This window comes from Clostridium sp. KNHs214, from assembly GCF_000744935.1.
In the GTDB taxonomy this organism is placed as follows: Bacteria; Bacillota; Clostridia; order Clostridiales; family Clostridiaceae; genus Haloimpatiens.
This window is the reverse complement of the sequence record NZ_JQMW01000011.1, coordinates 73,579-94,119: the sequence shown is the minus strand read 5'-3', so window position 1 is coordinate 94,119 and position 20,541 is coordinate 73,579. Positions and strand designations below refer to the sequence as shown.

The window sequence follows — 20,541 nt, the reverse complement described above, 5'->3', positions numbered from 1 at the left end:
CTGATAGCCTATGCATGAACTGAAAAATCTGTCTTTAAGGTAACAATAAATATATTTTCTTAGACTATTGAGCTAGCCTTAGAAATTCTTTGTTTTCAAATTTCAATACCCGTTAAGAAGCTTTCATGTTTGAGCGCCGTCAGAAGCGAGTTTGAAAGCTTTAGGGTATTGAAATTTGAAAACATTAGAATTTCTTGGCGTATTGCGAAAAGTCTAGAAAATATATTTATTGTGGACTTAAAGACAGATTTTCTTATTGAACTTGCTTCACAATCTTCTTAGTTAGTGATTTTCAGTTCCTTCATACTTCTATACAAGAAAAATGCTGTAAGTAAGAAAGCAATCACGTCTGCATAAGGCTGAGACATCCAAAGACCGTCTAATTTGAAGAAAGTAGGAAGTACTAATATAAGTGGAATTAAAATAACTACTTGTCTAAGAAGGCTTAGGAACATAGCAGTTTTAGCTTGCCCTATGGCCTGGAAGTAGTTAGAACCTACAATTTGCATACCTATTATAGGCAGGAAAAGTAAGTCTATTCTAAGACCTCTAGCACCTATATTTAAAAGTTCTATGTCATTTTTTATAAATAATCCTATTAGCGCTTTAGGGAATACTTGAACGCATAAAAAGCCCAAGGTAGCTATAGTAGTGGCAGCCAGTATGGCTAATTTTAATGCTCTTTTAACTCTGGGATAATTTTTAGCACCATAATTATATCCTATTATAGGTTGTACTCCTTGGTTGATTCCAAACATTGGCATAAAAATAAGCATTGCTATACTGTTTATTATGCCCATGGCAGCTACAGCTTTAGTACCTCCGTAGGTGTAAAGGCCGCGGTTATATAAAGTTACCACTACACTGGAAGCTATTTGCATGGCAAAAGGTGACATACCTATGGCGAAAATAGCTTTTATAATTTTGGGATCTAATTTTAAATTTTCTTTTTTTACTTTTAAAATACTTCCACTTTTTTTGCTAGTAAAATAATACATAACCCACAGTGTATTGAAGGTTTCAGAAATTACTGTGGCGATGGCTGCACCTTTAATTCCCATTCCGAATACAAATATAAATATGGGATCTAGTATAATATTTATAAGAGCTCCAAATATCATTGTAAGCATTGCCATTTTAGGATTTCCCTCGGCACGAATGCTGTTGTTTATACCAAATCCTATATTTTGAAGAGGTGCACCTAAAAGTATTATAGTTATGTAGGCTTTAGCGTAAGGAATGCTTTCTTTACCAGTTCCAAATAAAATTAATAATTTATCAAGAAATATAATTCCTAGAATCCCTATAACTAAAGATATTAATCCGTCAAGAATTACTGCATTACCTAGTATCTTTTCTGCTTCTTCCTTCTTTTTTTCTCCAAGCTTTATAGAAATTAAAGCAGAAGTACCTATACCAACTAGCATTCCGAAGGCTAGTATAGCTGTGGATATAGGCATGGTATTAGTTAATCCTGAAAGGGCATCAGTGCCTATTTTATCTATATGGCCTATATAAGCCCTATCAACTATGCTATATAGAGCATTTACAAGCATACCTATAATAGCTGGTATGGAAAATTTAACCAAAAGTTTTCCGATACTTTCTGTACCTAATTGTTTAGATTTATCCATAAATTTACTCCTTTCACAATAAAAAATATATGAATCAATCTTCATTAAAATAAAGACATAATATATTTATATCATTTTATCACCTATCTTTGCAACAAAGGATTAGGATTTTTACGAAAAAAGATTATTTAGTGTATAATATAATTATAGTCAATAGTCAATAGTTAATAGTTAATGATTAATAGTTAATAATTATTAGTTATTAATATGTAGCAATATTTCTAAAAGAAGTCGGAGGTGTTTTATTTGAAAAAAGAATTTTGGAACAAATTATGTTGGTGTGGTAGTGGGAAGAAATATAAGGACTGTCATTTAGATTTAGATATGAGATTGGAAGCTTTATCTGCAGAAGGCCATATAGTGCCAGATAGGGAAATGATAAAAACAGATGCGGAAATAGAGGGCATAAGAAAAAGTGGTAGATTAACTAAAGCCATATTGGATATGGTAGGAGAAAAAATTAAAGAGGGAGTTACTACTGAACAGGTGAACACTTGGGTTCATGAATATACGGTAGCACATGGCGGGGTACCAGCTCCACTTAATTATATGGGATATCCTAAAAGTGTGTGTGTTTCTATAAACGAAGTGGTCTGTCATGGTATACCTAATGAAGAAACAGTTTTAAAGAAGGGCGATATAGTAAATGTAGACGTAACTACTATATTGGATGGATATTATTCAGATTCCAGCAGAATGTATATAATAGGGGAAGCTGATGAGGAGACAGAAAGATTAGTTAAGGTGGCTAAGGAGTGCTTGTATGAAGGTATAAAACATGTTAAACCCTTTGCGACTTTAGGAGATATAGGATATGCAGTGCAAAGGCATGCAGAGAAAAGTGGATATTCTGTAATAAGAGACTATGGTGGACACGGTATAGGACTTGGTTTTCATGAGGAACCTTTTGTAGCTCATTGTGGAGAGAGAGGAAGGGATATGGTATTATTTCCAGGCATGGTATTTACCATTGAACCTATGGTTAATCAAGGAACCTATCAGTATAATGTTTTAAAAGATGGATGGACAGTAGTAACTAAGGATAAAAAACTTTCAGCTCAATGGGAGCACACGGTTTTAGTCACAAGAGAGGGATATGAAATATTAACTTAATGTTTAAAGTATCCACAAAATGGATATGACTATAGGTATAAAGTAAAATTTAGGAGGGGTTATATGGATATATTGGATATGAGAAATAGTGGTGATACAATATTTAATCCAATAGAGAAGGTTAACAACAAAATAGTTTTTGAAAAAATAAAAAGAGTAGGACGCATGTTTCCAGATCACAGGGTATTTGGTTATTATGGCTATGATTTGGGAATTAAAAAGTTAAAGAGGTTAACTAGTAATTCTCACAACCTGTATAAAGGCGTAGTTTACAATAAGTTTATAGAGGGAGAAGATTGCATATATTACGTAACTAGAGAGAGGGAGAAAACGAAAGACTTATACACTCTTTATAAGGTTAAGCTAGAAGGGGTAGAGAAGGAATATCCTATATTTAATTTTTATATAGAAAGTGAATATTCAGATATAGAATTCGAGATGATAGATGATAATTATATATGTGTTTTTGCCAAAAAACCTGATAATATTACTATAAATCCGGAATTGAATTTTAAATATGATGAAGAAGAGTATGGTTATCAAAAGGGCTATGTTTTTAATGTAGATTCAGGTGAAGAATATGAGATAAAGGACAAAGATTTTTTAACAGGATTTAGACAAGTTTTCTTCAGAACAGAATTGGCAGGAGAAAAATGTATTGTTTATGAGGAAAATTATTTAGGTGCATCATTAATTGAAGATATATATAATACAGTATATAAAAAGAAATATAAATATGTAAAAACTGATGACATAGAGAATATAGAGGATGAGTTTTATCTTAAAGATCATTTAAAGTATACTTCTGTAGAGGAATTTATTGAAGAGATAAAAGAGGGAAAAGAGAAGTTGACTTTTAAAAGCATAGCTTATAAGGGTTTTGATGGTTATGAAATATTTTCTGGAGTGGATAAGGAGAATATATATTTTGTAACAAAAGATTTTGAAAAGTCTAATGAAGAAATAGCAATCTTCTTAGATAGAAAGACCATGAAAAAGACTATGTATACCATAAAAAATGACAACAAACCAGCTGAAGATAGTCCCAATATAGATAACGTAACAGATACGGTAGAGATAGATTATAGTTTAGTAGGGAAAAATAAAAATATATTTGTTTACAAATATATGGAAAATGAAAACTACTATGTGAAGGAATTATTAAGAGGAAATGTAGAGTATACTTATCCAAACAACTTAGGAAGGGTGAAGGATCTTATAGAAGATAGATATTTAATAACCTGTGCAAGTAGTAGGGCGCAAGATGAAACTATTAATGTAATAGACATTAAAGAGAATAAAGTAAAAAGTTATAAAAGTTTCTTTAAAGTGATTGATGATACACTAATTTTATTTTAGTTTATTTATATAAAAATTTATTATACCGAAAAGCATTGTTGTGCTATATTATTAATAGAGTATTTATAAATTATCATTTCAACTTTAGCAGTTATAAAATCCTAATCTAAAATTACAAATTTTAAATTAGAAACTACATTTTATTTTTTTATTCATATGATATAGAACTTGAAAACTATGTGTGAAAGTCCAGTTATTAACTAGTTAAATTTAATAGGCAGGAGAGAAAAAATGAAGGTATTGTATTACGATTGTTTTTCAGGTATTAGCGGAGACATGAATTTAGGTGCAATGATAGATTTAGGTGTAGATAAAAATTATTTAATTAAAGAACTTAAGAAATTAAGTATAAATGAAGAATTTGAAGTGGAAGTAAAGAAAGATGAAAGAAAAGGTATAAGTGGTACAAAAGTAGAGGTGATTTTAAGGGAATCACACCACGAAAATCACCATCATAGAACTTTTAGAGACGTAGAAAAAATAATAAATGATAGCTCATTAGAAAAAAGTGTTAAGATTATGAGTTTAAGCATATTTAGAAAGTTAGCAGAAGCGGAAGGAAAGATTCACAGCAAAGATTTGTATGAAGTTCATTTTCACGAAGTAGGCGCAGTGGATTCTATAGTGGATATAGTAGGTGCAGCTATATGTTTTCAGTATTTGAATGTAGATAGAATTTTATGCTCACCAGTACAATTAGGCGGCGGCTTCGTGAAATGTGCTCACGGATTAATTCCTGTGCCAGCTCCAGCGGTTAGTGAACTTTTAAAAGGTGTACCTGTAAAGATAGGAGCGGTTCCTTTTGAAACAACCACTCCTACAGGAGCGGCTATATTAAAGACTATGGTTAGTAAATTTACTGAAGAAAAGGAATTTATCATAGATAATATAGGCTATGGTGTGGGAAATAGGGATACAGAAATACCTAATTTATTGAGAGTCTATTTGGGAAAAGTAGAAAAAAAAGAAAGGGTTTATTTTAAAGAAGAGTGTTTTATATTAGAATGTAATATAGATGATATGAACCCTGAAATGTATGAATATGTGTACCAGAAGCTATTTTTAGGGGGAGCCTTGGATGTGTTTATTACATCTATAATAATGAAAAAAGGTCGTCCAGGTGTAAAATTAAGTGTACTTTGCCACAAAGAAAAAAAGGAAAAGCTTAAAAAGGTATTATTCAGAGAAACTTCTACATTAGGAATTAGGGAGTGTAGCATGGTCAGAGATATTCTAAAAAGAGATTTTTCTGTGGTTAAAACTTCCTATGGAGAGATTAGAGTAAAGAAGGCTTATGTAGATGAGAAAGATTTTAAGGTAAAACCTGAATATGAGGATTGTAAAAGGGCTGCCTTGGAAAATAACGTACCTATAAGAAAAGTATTGGAGGAAGTTTATAATAGCATAAAGTAAAGGGGCGATATTAGGTTGGAAAATTCTTTACAAGAAAAATACTTAGAGCTTTTAGAATACATTAAAACTTTAGATAGCTGTGTAGTGGCTTTTTCAGGAGGCGTAGACAGTACTTTTTTGTTGAAAGCGTGCACAGATGCTTTGGAGAATAAAGTTTTAGCAGTAACTATAGACACCCCGTATATTCCTAGATGGGAAATAAAAGAGGGGAAAGATTTTGTAAAGAGATTAAAAGTAAAACATAAATTTATAACTATGCCTATAATGGATGAAATAAAAAATAATCCTATGGAAAGGTGTTATTTATGTAAAAAGGAGTTATTTTCTGCTATAAAAGAGTTTGCTATTGAAGAAGGATATAGTTGTGTTGTGGATGGCACTAATTTTGATGATACAAAGGACTATAGACCCGGAATGAAAGCTTTAAAGGAATTACATATAAAGAGCCCACTTATGCAAATGGGTTTTACTAAAAAGGATATAAGAGATTTATCAAAGAAGTTAGGATTGCCTACTTGGAAAAAACCGGCATACGCTTGTCTACTCTCCAGAATACCTTATGAAAGTTCTATTAAAATAGAAGATCTTAAGAAAATAGAGAAGTCAGAAAAGTATCTTATGAATATTGGATTTAAGGCTGTAAGAGTTAGATGCCATGGAGATTTAGCTAGGATAGAAGTAGATAAGAAAGATTTTAAAAATATATTGGAAGAAGAACTTTTAGATGTTATAGGTGATAAGCTTAGAGAATATGGATTTAAGTACGTTACTTTAGATGTAAAAGGTTATAGAATGAGTGGATTAGAATTAATTTAGTTATTGGTTTTTAAGCAATAATTGTATATTAGCCATATTCAAGTGCAGGGTGATAGGAAGTGGTTAGTACTGTAACTATCTGTCATTTAGTTTAGTTACCAAAAGGTTTATTTATATTAATAATTAAATGTAGTACCTAAATAGTAAGTGACGAGTATAGATATAATTTGGAATTGATTATTAAGAAGTTTTAAAAACTAATATGGAAAGGAAGTTATTTCATGAATGAAGATGAAATAAGGAATTTACTAGAAAATGTAAAAAATGGTGAGTGCGCAGTAGAAGATGCATTGGATAGTTTGAGAGAGCTTCCTTTTAAGGATTTAGGATATGCTAATATTGATAATCATAGAGAAATAAGAGTTGGATATCCTGAGGTTATATACTGTGCAGGAAAAACTGTGGAGCAAGTAAGGGGTATAGTAGAATTTATGAATACTAAAAATAATAATATATTGGCTACCCGTGCCACAGAGGAAATGTACAATGCTGTTAAGGAAATTTGTAGTGGAGCAGAGTACAATAGCATGGCTAAAATAATAACTGTCCAAAAAAAAGAAATTACTAAAAAGGATACATATATAGCAGTGGTTACTGCAGGAACTTCAGACCTTCCTGTAGCAGAGGAAGCTGCAGTTACAGCAGAATTTTTAGGAAATAGAGTAAAAAGAGTAGTAGATGTGGGAGTGGCAGGAATACATAGATTGTTTAGCAAAATGGATATAATAAGGGGTGCTCAGGTAGTTATTGTGGCGGCAGGTATGGAAGGAGCTCTAGTCAGTGTTGTTGGGGGTTTAGTAGACAAACCTGTAATAGCACTGCCTACCAGTGTGGGTTATGGAGCTAGCTTTAATGGGGTTGCAGCTCTTTTATCTATGTTGAATAGTTGTGCTAGTGGAGTTAGTGTAGTAAACATAGACAATGGATTTGGTGCAGGATATTTAGCTAGTATGATAAATAAACTTTAATTGTTATTGACATATTTATATGAAAAGGATATAATTATAATTGGTAAAGATAAAAATTTCTATGATATATTAAATAGGTGTTATTATAGTTACCGTTAAAAGGAGCAAAAGAAACAAAAAAAGCAGGATGATATGTTGGCAGCGCTCACTCCGTAAGGAGTGAGCGCTTTTGATATACTTTATTTTAAAAATCCTAGTTTGAAATCCTTAATTCCAAGTTTAATTGATATCTATATAGTTATGATTTGGGTATTAGTACTAAATAAATGTTATTATAAATAAGGCACATTCAAATAAACAACAAGTCAGTATGCTAGTCTATTTTGCGTCATACTGCGTTAGCAGAACCAGCCGATAGTCATACTAAAGGCGTAACCTGCTTTCTTGTCTGACACAAAATATACCAGCATCTTTAAATTGTTATTTCTTTTTATGTACCTAAGAATTTTTGAGGAATGAAGCTTAAGAATTAGGTATTTAATAAAAATGGGAGGAAATTATGTTTGAAATACAAGAATTGAGATGTGAAATAGATGACATTGATAAAGAAATCTCTGAACTCATAGAAAAAAGAATGAATATAGTTAAAAAAGTAGCTTTACATAAGAAAAGTAAAGATGTTGCTCTTTTAGATGGGAAAAGGGAAAAAGAAGTTCTAAACAAAAATTTAGAATACATTAATAATAAGGAATTTACTTCCTATATTAGCGAAATATTTATAAAAATAATGGAAGAAAGCAAAAAATATCAAGATTATTTTATTAAAAATAAAAGCTTATATGGACTTATAGGAGAAAAGCTAGCACATAGTTTATCACCAGATATACATGAGCTTATATTTAAAGAAAAATCCATGAATGGGAACTATGAAATTCTAGAGATATCTAAAGAAAATATCTCTAAAGTTTTGAATGAATTAAATAAAACTAGCTTTAAAGGGGTTAATGTTACAATTCCTTATAAGGTAGATATTATGAAATACATTAATGAAATAAGTGAAGAAGCTAGGAAAATAGGGGCAGTAAATACTATAAAATTTTACAATGGAAAGACAATTGGATATAATACGGATTATTTTGGATTTAAAAAGATCTTAGAAAAATGGCATATAGATGTAAAAGGTAAGAAAGCCGTAGTGTTAGGTAGCGGCGGAGCTGCCACCATGGTTTATTATTGTTTGTTAAAAAAAGGCGTAGATGAAATAACCATTGTTACAAGAGATAAGAAAGCTCAGCACAAGAAAGATGTTTTTCCTAAAGCTCATATATTAGAATATGAAAATTTAGATGAATTAAAAGATAAATATATTATAGTAAATACTACTCCATGTGGTATGTATCCCAATATAAATGAAGCTCCAGTGCCTATGGAGTTTTTAGGTAATTTTAAGTGGGCAGTAGATCTTATATATAATCCAGAGGAAACTTTATTTTTAAAGTATGCTAGGGAAAAGGGTATAAGTTATGTAAACGGACTGTATATGCTAGTAGCTCAGGCTGTAGCTGCAGAAGAAATATGGAATGAAACAATACTAGGGGAAGAATTAGTAGATAGAATATATGAGTCTCTAAAAGAAAATATAAATTTAAAATTTAAAATGTATAGTGAAATTTCAAATCAATATCATCATATATGAATTTCTTAATGCGACAGACCCATCTTTAAATTTTTATTTTATAACTACGAAAGTTGAAAAATTAAGAAATAGGTGTTTAAAATGAAAAAGAATATAATATTAATAGGTATGCCTGGTTGTGGAAAAACTACATTGGGAAAGAGTCTTAGCAAAAATTTAAATATGAAATTTTATGATTTAGATGAATACATAGAAAAAAGATGTAATAAGAGTATAAAAGATATATTTAAAGATGGAGAAGAGGTCTTTAGAAATATAGAAAGTGAAGCTTTAAGGGAAGTGTGCAAAAATGAAGGGTGTATAATAGCTTCGGGAGGCGGAATAATAAAAAAACAATCTAATATAGATATTATGAAAAATAGTGGTGTAGTTATTTTTATAGATAGGCCATTAAAAAACATATTGCAAGATATCAAAATAGAAAATAGACCTGTTTTGAATGAGGGAAAAGAGAAATTATGGGAATTATATAATAAAAGATATGCACTTTACATGAAAAGTTGCCACTATAGGCTAGAAAATTTAAAAGATGAGAATGAAGCTTTAAAAGGGCTTTTAGATATAATTTCTCAACATATTAATATCTTTGAAATATAATATTGTGATTAAATCACAAAAGGTACAGTGTGGTGGAATTGTGGAATTTATCCTCCATGATTTGCATAAGAGCTGGGAACAGTAAATTTAAACAGTTCCTTTGCTTATTATGAAAGTCATTCCAGAGAAATTTCATAATTCAAGTAATTTAATGCTTTGTGGGATAATCATATTGTAAATTATAAAAGTTGGAGAATAATGCTTAACTAAAGTGTTTAAATAAAGGTCGTTATAAATGAGATATTTCTAGGAGTAAACACTGAGAGTTGGGAGAAAGGAGATTTCCGATGAATATTTTAGTAATAAATGGACCTAATATAAATTTTTTAGGTATAAGAGAAAAACAAGTGTATGGGAGCACTAATTATAAAGATGTATGCCATTATATAGAAGAGCAGGGGAAAAATCTAGGGTTAGAAGTTCATATAGTTCAAAGTAATATTGAGGGAGAAATTATTAATTTTATTCAAGAGGCCTATGGAAAGTATGATGGTATAGTAATAAATCCAGCAGCGTACACTCACTACAGCATAGCCATAATGGATGCTATAAAAGCAGTAAATATAAAAACTGTAGAAGTACATATTAGCAATATATATAGTAGGGAAGAGTTTAGGAAAAAATCTGTTATAGCTCCTGTTTGTATTGGTCAAATTAGCGGATTTGGTATATATGGATATATAATGGCGTTAATGGCTTTAAAAAATTGTTAAGGAAGTACATTAGGAAAAATCTGCTTTTAATTCCGTAATAAATGTGAAATTTTGGACAGTGAACAATACGCCAAGAACTTCTAATATTTGTCCATTTAAAGCCCCTAAAGTTTTCAAACTCACTCCGTTCCTCGCTCAGGCAATGAAAACTTCTTCTATGGTTCCAAAAGGATTTAGTGGCAGCTCTTAATTATCCTATTACAACTATAAATACTAATTGTCAATTGCCCCTAGCACGTTAAATTCCAGTCTTTTGACACACTAGTCCACTAAAAATTATGACAAAGTCATAATTTTTTTGATATTGGGCATAATAAAATATATATAAAGTACACACATTTATATATTAAGTTCCATGATAAAAGGCTAATTAGATGCTCTGATTAGCCTTTTATACTATAAAAATTAATATAGAGGATGGAATAACCTTCATGGCGTGGGTAAACTTGTTTCGTTATAAATATTGACCACGAAGCCGCCAGCTTCTATAAGTGTTGGTAGTTCACTTAAAATTAAGAGGAAGGAGAAAATTACTAATGAAAAATAGCCATTATGAAGTTTCAGGTCTTGCAAATTCACAGGATAAAACTAAAGTATTAAATGCATTAGACAAACTAGAAGGAGTTCAGGAAGTAGCAGTGGACTTAGGGAGAGGAAGTATAGAGATAGAATACAATAGTCCAGCCACCAAAGAAAAGATACTTAAGTGTATAGAGAATACAGGATATACAGTAAAATTAGATATGTTAAAATAAGCATATTTTCAACTATGCAAATAGGAAATGTAGGTACTTGGAAAATAAGTAAATAAGGAGCTGTTGCAATAAAAATAAATACTAGAATATACTGTGTTAGTTTTAAAATTGCAAAATAATATGCAAAACAATATATTGCAAGTAAATTTCTTTATGCAACAGCCACTTGACTACAATTTTATTGCTTACTGAAATTTTTTTAGTTTGATAAACTCTTAAATCCTTCTCCAAGGGTTTCATGGACATTGTAAGTTATTATAAAAGCTTTATTGTCTGTTTCGTGTATAAATTTCTTTAATTTTATGAATTGCTTTTTATCTAATACTGTGTTTATTATTTCTTTTTCTTCATTGGTATAGGCACCTTTTCCAATATATAATGTGGCACCTCTATCTAATTCTTCGATTATGAATTTCTTTATTTTTTCCCCTTCACAGCTTAATATTTCTACTTTTTTGTAGTCATTTAAACCACTGATTACTACGTCTATTATTACACCGAGTATTATTACTCCTAAAAGAGCATACATACCTTTTTTAATTCCAAAAGTATAAGCAGCTAATAGGGTTATTACTAAATCCACTAATAAAAGAGCTTTTCCTAGTTCAAGATGAGCATATTTATTAAGAATTTTAGCTACTATGTCAGTACCACCAGTAGAAGCGTTTTGCTCAAAAACTATTGCTATACCAATAGCACTTAATAAAGAACCAAATAATAGCTCTATCAATAAATCATTGGTGAAAGGTTGAGTTATAGGTATAGTTTTTTCCATAATCCATACTATAAACGAAAATGTGAAACTAGCATAAATGGATCTAGCTCCAAAGCTAGAATCAATAAATACAAAGCCTACCACAAATAAAACCAAATTCATTAAAGTCATTAATAAACCTATACTTAATTTTGGCATATAGGGCTGAATAACCATGGCAAGACCACTAACTCCGCCAGCTGCAATGTTGTTTGGAACTAAAAAGAAATAAGTACCAGCAGCAGTTATAATAAGTCCAATGTGGAGCCAAATCATTTCTTTTAAAAATTTCTTCATATTAAAATCTTTTTTCACAATTAAAACCTCCCTTTATATTGTTGTATTTAAGAAGTATATAATACTTTATATTTTGTGTATTTTTACTAAATTATTTAAAATACTAATACTATATTATTTACCATAAAAAAATCTCTTAACCAAAGGCTAAGAGGTTATAATCAACAGACTTTATTTGTCCCGTATCTTTTATTCTTAGTTTATATTTTTATTTTAGTCTATATTTACAAATTACAACTATATATTACAATGTTTTTAGAAAAATATCAATACTTAGTTTTAAAGCGCTAAATAAAGTTTAAATATTTTAAATATTTATAAAAATATAGTGGATAAAATAAATTTGTTTATATAAAATATTGAAATAAGGAAGTATATATATTATAATTAATTTACAATTGATAAAAAATTAATATTGTGATAAAAAATTATCACCAAGGAGGAATAAATATGAATAAATCAGTTATTTCAACAAATGCAGCACCTGGTGCTATAGGACCATACTCTCAAGGAATAAAAGTAGGAGAATTAGTATATACTTCAGGACAACTTCCAATAGACCCTAAAACAGGTGAAATGCCAGCTACTATAGAAGAGCAAACAAAACAATCATTAGAAAACGTAAAAGCTATATTAGAAGCATCAGGTAGTGGTTTAAGTAAAGTTGTTAAAACTACTGTTTTCTTAAGTGATATGAATAATTTCGGAAAAATGAATGAAGTTTATGCAAAATTCTTTACAGGGGATTATCCAGCAAGAAGTGCAATTGAAGTAGCTAGATTACCTAAAGACGCTTTAGTTGAAATAGAGGTAATAGCTATAGCATAATACTAGGGCACATTCAAATAAATAATAAGTTAGTATGCTAGTCTATTTTGCGTCATACTGCGTTAGCAGAACCCGCCGATAGTCTTACCAAAGCCGGAGCCTGCTTCCTTATCTGACACAAAATATACTAGCATCTTTGACTTGTTATTTCTTTTCATGTACCTAAGCTATTAAAAAATTAGTGATAATATAAAAGTTCAACATAAAATTGGGTTATTTTAAGTTTCAACTTAAAATGACCCTTTTTACGAAACTTGGATAAAAAGTTCTTGTGTTTAAATTGCAGATGAAGAATGGTTATTTGAAATGCAGCATTTCCAATACTAGATAGTGTATAAGGAGATAAAATAATGAACAGTAGAGATAAATTAAAGAAATACGTTCCCTTAGTAGAATTTATGGGTAGAGTTTTGGGGAGTAATTCTGAAGTGGTTTTACATGATATAAATAATCCAGATAATTCTATAGTGGCCATAGCCAATGGGCATATAAGTGGCAGAACTATAGGCGGTCCTGTTACAGATTTAGTTTTAAAGATATTAAAGGATGAAAGTTATAAAGATAAAAACTACATATGTAATTATAAGGGAAGTTCTAGGGATAATAAAGCATTAAAATCTTCCAGTTATTTTATAAAGGATGATAATGAAAAATTAATAGGAATGATATGTATTAACACCGATATTACTGATATTATAAAGGTAAAGGATATATTAGATGCGTTTGCATCTATTGGAGAAGAAGATACTAAAGAGAGTATAGAACAGTTAGAGGAAATATCCGTATTTGAAAATTTAGATAAAAATGCTGAGGATGTAATTAGTTCTATAATAAATAGTGTAATGGGAGAGTATTCAATGCCTCCAGAGAGAATGAGCCTAGAAGAAAAAATGCAAGTAGTTAAGAAGTTAAATGAAAAAGGCGTATTTTTATTAAAGGGTGGAGTAAGTGAAGTAGCCAAAAACTTAAAGGCCTCAGATACTACTATATATAGGTATATAAACAAATTAAAGTAGTTGAATAATCAGTTTCATTTTTGTATTATAAGGATGAACTGATTTTTTTATATAAAAAATTATAATATAAAGGAATATGATTAATCCACAATAAGGTACAACGTAATGGAATTATGAAATTTCTCCTCCATGACTTGCATAAGAGCTTGGAACAATAAATTTAAACAGTTCCCTTGCTTCTTATGCAACTCATTCCAGAGAAATTTCATAATTCAAGTAATGTAATACTTTTTGTGGGTTAATCGTAATATGTTTATTTTAATGAGAGGTTGGAAATATATTTAATTGATTAGGATATAGGGAACAATATTATGACAAATTAAAAGGGGGATGAAAATGGCAACAATTTTATTAGTAGAAGATGATGAAGCTTTAGCTATGGGTATAGAATATAGTTTAAAAAATGAAAACTTTGATGTTCTTGTGGGAAATACCATAAAGGAAAGTAAGAAAATCTTTATGGAGAATTCAGTAGATTTAATATTATTAGATGTAACCCTTCCAGATGGAAATGGCTATGAGCTATGTAAACACATAAGAGAAAAAAGCCAGGTTCCTATAATATTTTTAACTGCTTGTGATGATGAAGTAAATATTGTATTGGGATTAGATATGGGAGGAGATGACTATATAACGAAGCCTTTTAGATTAAGAGAAATGATATCTAGAATAAAGGCAGTTATGAGAAGAAAGAACATTGTAAGTAATGAGAAGATAGTGGAAGAAAAGAATACTATAATGCAGTCAAATGGCATAGAAATACATGTATTAAAGGCGCAAGTATTTAAAGGAGATAAAGAAATTTTTCTTACTCCTATGGAGTACAAACTTTTATGTTTATTCATGCAAAATTCAAATATAACTTTGAAAAGAGAGGTTATATTAGAAAAGCTTTGGGATTCTTCAGGTGAATTTGTAGATGACAATACTTTGTCTGTTTATATAAAAAGACTTAGGGAAAAAGTAGAAGATAAGTCCTCTAGTCCAAAATCTATAGTAACTGTCAGAGGTATAGGATATAAGTGGGAGCATAATGCAGCTGATTAGTTTAGAAAAGCTTTAGTTTATAATAATATGGGAACATAAAGGAGATTATTTATGAGTGGATTTTATAGGAACTATGAGGTTAAAAAAATAACTACAATACTTATTATATTAAATGTAATATTTTGTGTAGGTATATATTTTTATACTGTAAATATAGTAAAAGATTTTTCTCGTAAAATTGTAAATCAAAATGCTGAAGTGGTAGGGGTTGTACTTCAAAAGCATCCTGATTTAGAAGAAGATTTGATTAAATGTTACACTAGAGGAGTATCTAAAGATACATATATTAAGGGAGAAAAATTATTAGAAAGTTATGGATACAGCATAAAAGCTCCTTTAGAAAATATGCCTGTGATTAAGGATATGCGTAGTATTTTTCCAAAAATAAATTTATCTATTATAGTATTACTTTTCATATTCACAATTATTGTAATAATGATAGAATACAAATGCATGTTTAAAAAAATAAGTATAATATCAAAAAGTGCTGAAAAAGTAGTAGAAGGAGATTTTACAGCAAAAATTATAGAAGGAAAAGAAGGCGAATTTAATATATTAGCCCATCAATTTAATTTAATGTCTGAAAGATTAGAAAATAGTATAGAAAATTTAAAAAAAGAAAAAGGGTTTTTGAAGGAGATAATTTCAGATATATCCCACCAGTTAAAAACACCTCTATCATCTCTTATGCTTTTTAATGAACTTTTTATAGAAGGTTCTATAAAGAATGAAGAAGAAAAAAATAAATTTTATATTAAAAGTAAAAGTCAATTGGAAAGAATGGAGTGGCTGATTAAAAATTTATTAAAAATAGCCAAGATTGAAGCTAATGCTGTGGAATTCGAAAGAATATATAATCCTGTTTTAACCACAGTAAATAAGGCTTTGGAACCTTTAAAAATAAAGTGGGAAGCTAAAAATCAAAAGATAAATATAGATATAAAAGAAGATATAAAACTGAAGCACGATGTTAATTGGACGGCAGAAAGCATAACTAATATAGTTAAGAACTGTATAGAACATACTGGCGAGGATGGAGAAATAAATATAGTGTCATCAGAAACTCCTATTTATACAAGTATTGTAATTAGCGACAATGGTCCAGGAATAGTCAAGGAAGATTTACCTCATATATTTAAGAGATTTTATAAGGGGAGGAGAAATAAGAACAGTGATAGTGTAGGCATAGGACTTGCACTTTCCAAAAGTATTATAGAAGGACAAGGTGGAAGTATTGAGGTTAGAAGCGTTGAAGGGGAAGGCACCGAGTTTACAATAATTTTTCTTAAAGGAATCATATAGGAAGATTGTGAAGCAAGTGCAATAAAAAAATCTGTCTTTAAGTCCACAATAAATATATTTTCTTAGACTACTCGCAATACGCCAAGAAATTCTAATGTTTTCAAATTTCAATCCCCTAAAGCTTTCAAACTCGCTTCTGACGGCGCTCAAACATGAAAGCTTTTTAACGGGCATTAAAATTTGAAAACAAAGAATTTCTAAAGCTAGCTCAATAGTCTAAGAAAATATATTTATTGTTACCTTAAAGACAGATTTTTCAGTTCATGCATAGGCTATCAGAGGAGGAACACAGCTAACTAAAGGATGATTTTCCTCCGCTTCGCTATGGAAAATCTTTAATTTATAAATAGAAAGGCGCTCATAATATTTTTTAGGCGGAGCCTTTCGAAAAGTTATATGGTACCTATTTAGGCTGGCTATCGCCAATAAAAAATTTTTAAGCCCTTAAAGAAAAGCTATAACTACTCCATTTAATGAAACAGTTATAGCTTTTTGTTATCCCATTTATTTAATTAAAGATTTTCCGTAACATAGTGGAGGAAAATCATCCTTTAGTAGGCTTCTCTCTCCAACCATAAACATATTAAACTAAAAATCTGATTTTAATGTAGTAATAAATGTGTAATTGGGGACTATTGAACTAGCCTTAGAACTTCTTATGTCTCACAGTTAAAGACCCGTTAAGAAGCTTTCATTGTTTGAGCAATGTAAGAAGCGAGTTTGAAAGCTTTAGGGGCTTTAACTGTGAGACATTTAGAAGTTCTTGGCGTATTGTGAACAGTCCCAAATTACACATTTATTACGGAATTAAAATCAGATTTTCTTCAATGTATTATGTCACAATATATCTTCTTTCTTACGAAATTGTAAGAAAGAAATTCACTTATATGTAAGAAATATCTGATATTATAAAAATATAAGGTTAAGAGAAAATAATAAGCAGGAGGAATATATATGGAGATTTTAAAAACTACAGGTCTTACCAAGACATATGGAAAAGGGGAAATAAAGGTAGAGGCTTTGAAAGAAGTTAACATATCCATAAATAAAGGTGAATTTGTGGCAGTGGTAGGGGCTAGTGGATCTGGAAAGAGTACTCTTCTTCATATGCTTGGGGGAGTAGATAAGCCAACATCTGGAGAGATAATTATAGACGGAGTTAATATTTCAAAACTTAAAGAAGAGCAATTAGCTATATTTAGAAGAAGAAAAGTTGGATTTATATTTCAGTTTTATAATCTGATACCAGTTTTAACAGCGGAAGAAAATATGACTATGCCACTTTTGTTAGATTATAAAAAGCCAGATGAAAAATATATGAATGAACTAATAGAGATATTGGGATTAAGAGATAGATTAGAACACTTACCATCAGAATTATCGGGTGGTCAGCAGCAGAGGGTTTCCATAGGAAGAGCACTAGCTTATAAGCCTTCTATAATACTTGCAGACGAGCCTACGGGAAATTTGGATAGTAAAAATTCTAAGGAAATTATAGAACTTTTGGAGTTTTCTGTAAGAAAATATAATCAAACTCTTATAATAATAACTCATGATTTAAATATAGCTTCTCAAGCAGATAGAATTATTCATATAGCAGATGGAGTTATAGTTAAAGATGAGGTGGTAAGACCATGAAGAGCTATTTAGACATAACTAGGAGATATCTTAAAAATCAAAAGAAGAGAACAATACTTACATCAGTAGGGATAATACTTTCAGTTGCTTTAATATGTGCAGTTGGAACTTTATTAGTTAGTTTTAAACAAAGTGAAATAGAAGCTGTTAAAAGAGATGATGCTAACTACCATGTAATGTTTGGCAATGTAAACTATGAGCAAATTAAAAAGATAAAAACTCATATGGATACAGAGAAAATAGGTATTACAAGTGAAGCGGGAGAAAGTAAAATTTATGAGTCTACAAAAGAAGAACTTCAAGAACCAGGAATACCTAAATATAAATATATACAAATTCAGGAATTAGATAAAGAAGCATTGAATATGCTGCCTACTAAATTGAAAGAGGGAAAACTTCCTACAAAGTCAAATGAAATCGTTCTTGAGCAGTGGGCTTTAGAGTATCTTCCAAAGGGAGTAAAGATAGGAGATAAGATAACTTTAGATTTAGGTCGATTTCTTGAAAAGGAAAATGCTTCCAAGAAGAAAGAAGGAGAGGAATCTGAAAAGAAATATAAAGAGGGAATTAAAAAGGATTTTATATTAACGGGTATAATAGAGGATAAATATTATTCACAATACAACGAAGTAGCTAGAGGAATAACCTTTATTGATAACTATGGAAAAGATAAAAAATACAATATATTTACGCAGGTAAATGAAAAAAAAGATATTGAAAAATATGTAAGTGAGGTTAAGGAGAACTTAAATTTGTCTAGTAAGGATAAAGATAAGTTAGATGTGAAATACAATAACTATTTATTAACTTTAGAAGGAAGAAGTAAAGATAAGGGTATGGATAAATCCTTATTCAATATAGCTGCTTTCATAATTTCTATAATAGTTATATGTACTATATTAGTTATATATAATATTTTTCAAATATCTGTTATAGAGAGGATAAAACAATTTGGGATATTAAGATCTATGGGGGCTACACCTAAACAAATAAGAAGGATTGTTTTTAAAGAAGCAGTGGTTTTAAGTGGCATATCTATTCCCATAGGACTTGTCAGTGGAATATTTGCCATGAAAATACTATTTATTGTAATTAGGAGAATTTTAAATGATATGTTAAATGTAGAACTTATAATTATGGTATCACCTAAGGTAGTGATTATAAGTTCATTAATTGCTTTGGTAACTGTATATATATCATCAATTAAACCTGCTTTAACTGCTTCTAAGATATCACCACTAGAGGCTATAAGAAATAATTTAAGTAATAAAAAAAGAAAAATGAGAAGAGTAAAAAGTAATTTATTAGTAAAGAAAATATTTAAGGTAGAAGGCGAAATAGCTTATAAAAATATAAAAATAAATAGAAAGAGATTTGTAGTGACTATAAGTTCGATGGTTATAAGTATAGTTTTATTTATACTATTTGGCAGTATGTTGCATTTTGAAGAAAAATTTAATAGTTTTAAAGAATATTCTTATAAAGACTATACTTTAAGTAAACATGGCCCAATAAATAAGGGTTTTTCAGAAAAGGATTATGAAAAAGTTAAAAGTATAAAGGGAGTAGATAAAGTATATAGGTTATTTACAGATGGAAATTATTTTACAGAAATTCCAAAGGAAAAAGTAAATGAAATACGTATAAAAAATCTATCTAATGAAGATAAAAAAGGCAAAAATATAAAAATGCGTGCAGAATTTAAGGGATTCGACAGTGAACAGTTAAAGCTTTGTAAGGAAAAATTAATTAGTGGAAAAATCAATGAAGAACTGATGAATAAAGACAGAGGAGTATTAATAGTACAAAATTCAGTTGTATATGATAAAGACGCTAAAAAAACTTCTATGATTAATATTTCTGATTTAAAGGTCGGAGATGAAATAAAAATAGGAGAAGATAAGGGGGAAAAATCTAACGTTAATAACAAAGCAAAGGTAGTTGGAATACTAAAAGAAAGTCCTATGGGTAAATTTGTACCAGATGATTCCATATATGTAATAGCTACAGAAGAATTGTTTAAGAAAATTCAAAAGGATAATAGCTTTGAATATATGGATGTAATTTTAGATAAAAATGCTGATAGAGATAGTGTAACAAAAAATCTTAAAGAATTCACTAAAGGGGACAAAAGAATATCTCTTATGGATACTAAAGAGGTATTAGAAGGTATGAGAAGAACCACATTAACAATGAAAATATTCTTGTATGGTTTTATAACTGTAATAGCTTTGATAAGTAGTTTAAATATAGCAAATACCATAAGTACAAATTTAATGCTTAGGAAAAGGGAAATTGCAGCATTAGAAGCCATAGGAATGGCCGGAAAGCAAGTAAAGAAGATGGTTTATTTAGAGGGAGTGCTTTATGGTATTATAAGTGCCATATTAGGATCTTTAATAGGGAGTGGACTAAGTTACTACTTAGGAAAAATGATAGGAAATATAAGAGGGTTCCAATGGACAATACCTTGGAATTTTATAAGTATAGCTGCAGCGGGATCTATGCTTATTGCTCTAATTTCATCGTACTTCCCTCTTAGACGCATAAAGAATGAAAGCTTAATTGACAATATAAGGATGGAAGAGTAATTTTAAATATACTACATTTAAGGCATAAATTTTATTGGATTTATGCCTTATTTTATAAGCAATT

Annotated in this window: 17 protein-coding genes; 15 read left to right on the top strand and 2 right to left on the bottom strand. The window is 29.8% G+C overall.

From position 1 onward, the window contains the following. Window positions 1–278: 278 nt before the first annotated feature. Complete coding sequence (locus CC89_RS09245) at window positions 279–1,634, bottom strand: MATE family efflux transporter (RefSeq protein ID WP_035291514.1); 1,356 nt, start codon at window positions 1,632–1,634, stop codon at window positions 279–281. A 246-nt stretch (window positions 1,635–1,880) separates the two neighbouring features. On the opposite strand from CC89_RS09245, the gene map reads away from it, so the two are divergent. From map to CC89_RS09200, 9 genes are all read left to right on the top strand, one after another. After that, window positions 1,881–2,747 carry a type I methionyl aminopeptidase gene (map, locus tag CC89_RS09240; RefSeq protein WP_035291513.1) on the top strand — a complete coding sequence of 289 codons (867 nt, stop codon included), beginning with the start codon at window positions 1,881–1,883 and terminating at the stop codon, window positions 2,745–2,747. A 63-nt stretch (window positions 2,748–2,810) separates the two neighbouring features. Next, window positions 2,811–4,106: a hypothetical protein gene (locus tag CC89_RS09235; RefSeq protein ID WP_035291511.1), complete on the top strand. Its 1,296-nt coding sequence runs from the start codon at window positions 2,811–2,813 to the stop codon at window positions 4,104–4,106. Between the two features lie 231 nt (window positions 4,107–4,337). Continuing rightward, the gene (larC, locus tag CC89_RS09230) at window positions 4,338–5,519 is read left to right on the top strand and encodes a nickel pincer cofactor biosynthesis protein LarC (protein ID WP_035291509.1); all 1,182 of its coding nucleotides are present in this window, start codon (window positions 4,338–4,340) and stop codon (window positions 5,517–5,519) included. A 15-nt stretch (window positions 5,520–5,534) separates the two neighbouring features. Continuing rightward, window positions 5,535–6,335: an ATP-dependent sacrificial sulfur transferase LarE gene (gene larE, locus CC89_RS09225; protein ID WP_035291507.1), complete on the top strand. Its 801-nt coding sequence runs from the start codon at window positions 5,535–5,537 to the stop codon at window positions 6,333–6,335. A 221-nt stretch (window positions 6,336–6,556) separates the two neighbouring features. Beyond that, window positions 6,557–7,303: a nickel pincer cofactor biosynthesis protein LarB gene (gene larB / locus CC89_RS09220; protein ID WP_035291505.1), complete on the top strand. Its 747-nt coding sequence runs from the start codon at window positions 6,557–6,559 to the stop codon at window positions 7,301–7,303. A gap of 499 nt (window positions 7,304–7,802) precedes the next feature. Then, window positions 7,803–8,939, top strand: coding sequence for a shikimate dehydrogenase (aroE, locus tag CC89_RS09215; RefSeq protein ID WP_081897019.1), 1,137 nt, complete (start codon window positions 7,803–7,805; stop codon window positions 8,937–8,939). An 81-nt stretch (window positions 8,940–9,020) separates the two neighbouring features. After that, window positions 9,021–9,536, top strand: a complete 516-nt coding sequence (locus tag CC89_RS09210) for a shikimate kinase (protein WP_035291503.1) — start codon at window positions 9,021–9,023, stop codon at window positions 9,534–9,536. A 287-nt stretch (window positions 9,537–9,823) separates the two neighbouring features. Beyond that, the gene (gene aroQ / locus CC89_RS09205; protein WP_035291501.1) at window positions 9,824–10,249 is read left to right on the top strand and encodes a type II 3-dehydroquinate dehydratase; all 426 of its coding nucleotides are present in this window, start codon (window positions 9,824–9,826) and stop codon (window positions 10,247–10,249) included. Window positions 10,250–10,785: 536 nt separating this feature from the next. Continuing rightward, window positions 10,786–11,004, top strand: a complete 219-nt coding sequence (locus tag CC89_RS09200; RefSeq protein ID WP_035291499.1) for a heavy-metal-associated domain-containing protein — start codon at window positions 10,786–10,788, stop codon at window positions 11,002–11,004. A 199-nt stretch (window positions 11,005–11,203) separates the two neighbouring features. Here CC89_RS09200 and CC89_RS09195 read toward each other — a convergent pair whose 3' ends face one another. Next, a complete protein-coding gene (locus CC89_RS09195; RefSeq protein WP_035293465.1) occupies window positions 11,204–12,055 on the bottom strand; it encodes a YitT family protein in 852 nt (283 codons plus the stop codon). Window positions 12,056–12,505: 450 nt separating this feature from the next. Here CC89_RS09195 and CC89_RS09190 point away from each other — a divergent pair, with 450 nt between their 5' ends. The 6 genes from CC89_RS09190 to CC89_RS09165 all read left to right on the top strand — a co-directional run bounded on the left by CC89_RS09190 (window position 12,506) and on the right by CC89_RS09165 (window position 20,477). Continuing rightward, complete coding sequence (locus CC89_RS09190; RefSeq protein ID WP_035291498.1) at window positions 12,506–12,883, top strand: RidA family protein; 378 nt, start codon at window positions 12,506–12,508, stop codon at window positions 12,881–12,883. A 350-nt stretch (window positions 12,884–13,233) separates the two neighbouring features. Beyond that, window positions 13,234–13,899, top strand: coding sequence for a helix-turn-helix transcriptional regulator (locus tag CC89_RS09185; RefSeq protein ID WP_035291496.1), 666 nt, complete (start codon window positions 13,234–13,236; stop codon window positions 13,897–13,899). 336 nt (window positions 13,900–14,235) lie between these two features. Further along, window positions 14,236–14,946 (top strand): response regulator transcription factor, encoded by a 711-nt coding sequence (locus CC89_RS09180; RefSeq protein WP_035291493.1) that lies wholly within the window; start codon window positions 14,236–14,238, stop codon window positions 14,944–14,946. A 51-nt stretch (window positions 14,947–14,997) separates the two neighbouring features. Continuing rightward, window positions 14,998–16,248 (top strand): sensor histidine kinase, encoded by a 1,251-nt coding sequence (locus tag CC89_RS09175; protein WP_035291490.1) that lies wholly within the window; start codon window positions 14,998–15,000, stop codon window positions 16,246–16,248. 954 nt (window positions 16,249–17,202) lie between these two features. Next, window positions 17,203–17,886: an ABC transporter ATP-binding protein gene (locus CC89_RS09170; protein WP_035291487.1), complete on the top strand. Its 684-nt coding sequence runs from the start codon at window positions 17,203–17,205 to the stop codon at window positions 17,884–17,886. Continuing rightward, the gene (locus CC89_RS09165; protein WP_035291484.1) at window positions 17,883–20,477 is read left to right on the top strand and encodes an ABC transporter permease; all 2,595 of its coding nucleotides are present in this window, start codon (window positions 17,883–17,885) and stop codon (window positions 20,475–20,477) included. The genes CC89_RS09170 and CC89_RS09165 overlap by 4 nt, the downstream gene beginning before the upstream one ends. Window positions 20,478–20,541: the final 64 nt, after the last annotated feature.

Coding starts and splice junctions, on each gene's coding strand:
- CC89_RS09245 (WP_035291514.1), bottom strand. CDS start 1,634: ATGGATAAATCTAAACAATTAGGTACAGAAAGTATCGGAAAACTTTTG.
- CC89_RS09235 (WP_035291511.1), top strand. CDS start 2,811: ATGGATATATTGGATATGAGAAATAGTGGTGATACAATATTTAATCCA.
- larC (WP_035291509.1), top strand. CDS start 4,338: ATGAAGGTATTGTATTACGATTGTTTTTCAGGTATTAGCGGAGACATG.
- larB (WP_035291505.1), top strand. CDS start 6,557: ATGAATGAAGATGAAATAAGGAATTTACTAGAAAATGTAAAAAATGGT.
- aroE (WP_081897019.1), top strand. CDS start 7,803: ATGTTTGAAATACAAGAATTGAGATGTGAAATAGATGACATTGATAAA.
- CC89_RS09210 (WP_035291503.1), top strand. CDS start 9,021: ATGAAAAAGAATATAATATTAATAGGTATGCCTGGTTGTGGAAAAACT.
- aroQ (WP_035291501.1), top strand. CDS start 9,824: ATGAATATTTTAGTAATAAATGGACCTAATATAAATTTTTTAGGTATA.
- CC89_RS09200 (WP_035291499.1), top strand. CDS start 10,786: ATGAAAAATAGCCATTATGAAGTTTCAGGTCTTGCAAATTCACAGGAT.
- CC89_RS09195 (WP_035293465.1), bottom strand. CDS start 12,055: ATGAAGAAATTTTTAAAAGAAATGATTTGGCTCCACATTGGACTTATT.
- CC89_RS09190 (WP_035291498.1), top strand. CDS start 12,506: ATGAATAAATCAGTTATTTCAACAAATGCAGCACCTGGTGCTATAGGA.
- CC89_RS09185 (WP_035291496.1), top strand. CDS start 13,234: ATGAACAGTAGAGATAAATTAAAGAAATACGTTCCCTTAGTAGAATTT.
- CC89_RS09180 (WP_035291493.1), top strand. CDS start 14,236: ATGGCAACAATTTTATTAGTAGAAGATGATGAAGCTTTAGCTATGGGT.
- CC89_RS09175 (WP_035291490.1), top strand. CDS start 14,998: ATGAGTGGATTTTATAGGAACTATGAGGTTAAAAAAATAACTACAATA.
- CC89_RS09170 (WP_035291487.1), top strand. CDS start 17,203: ATGGAGATTTTAAAAACTACAGGTCTTACCAAGACATATGGAAAAGGG.
- CC89_RS09165 (WP_035291484.1), top strand. CDS start 17,883: ATGAAGAGCTATTTAGACATAACTAGGAGATATCTTAAAAATCAAAAG.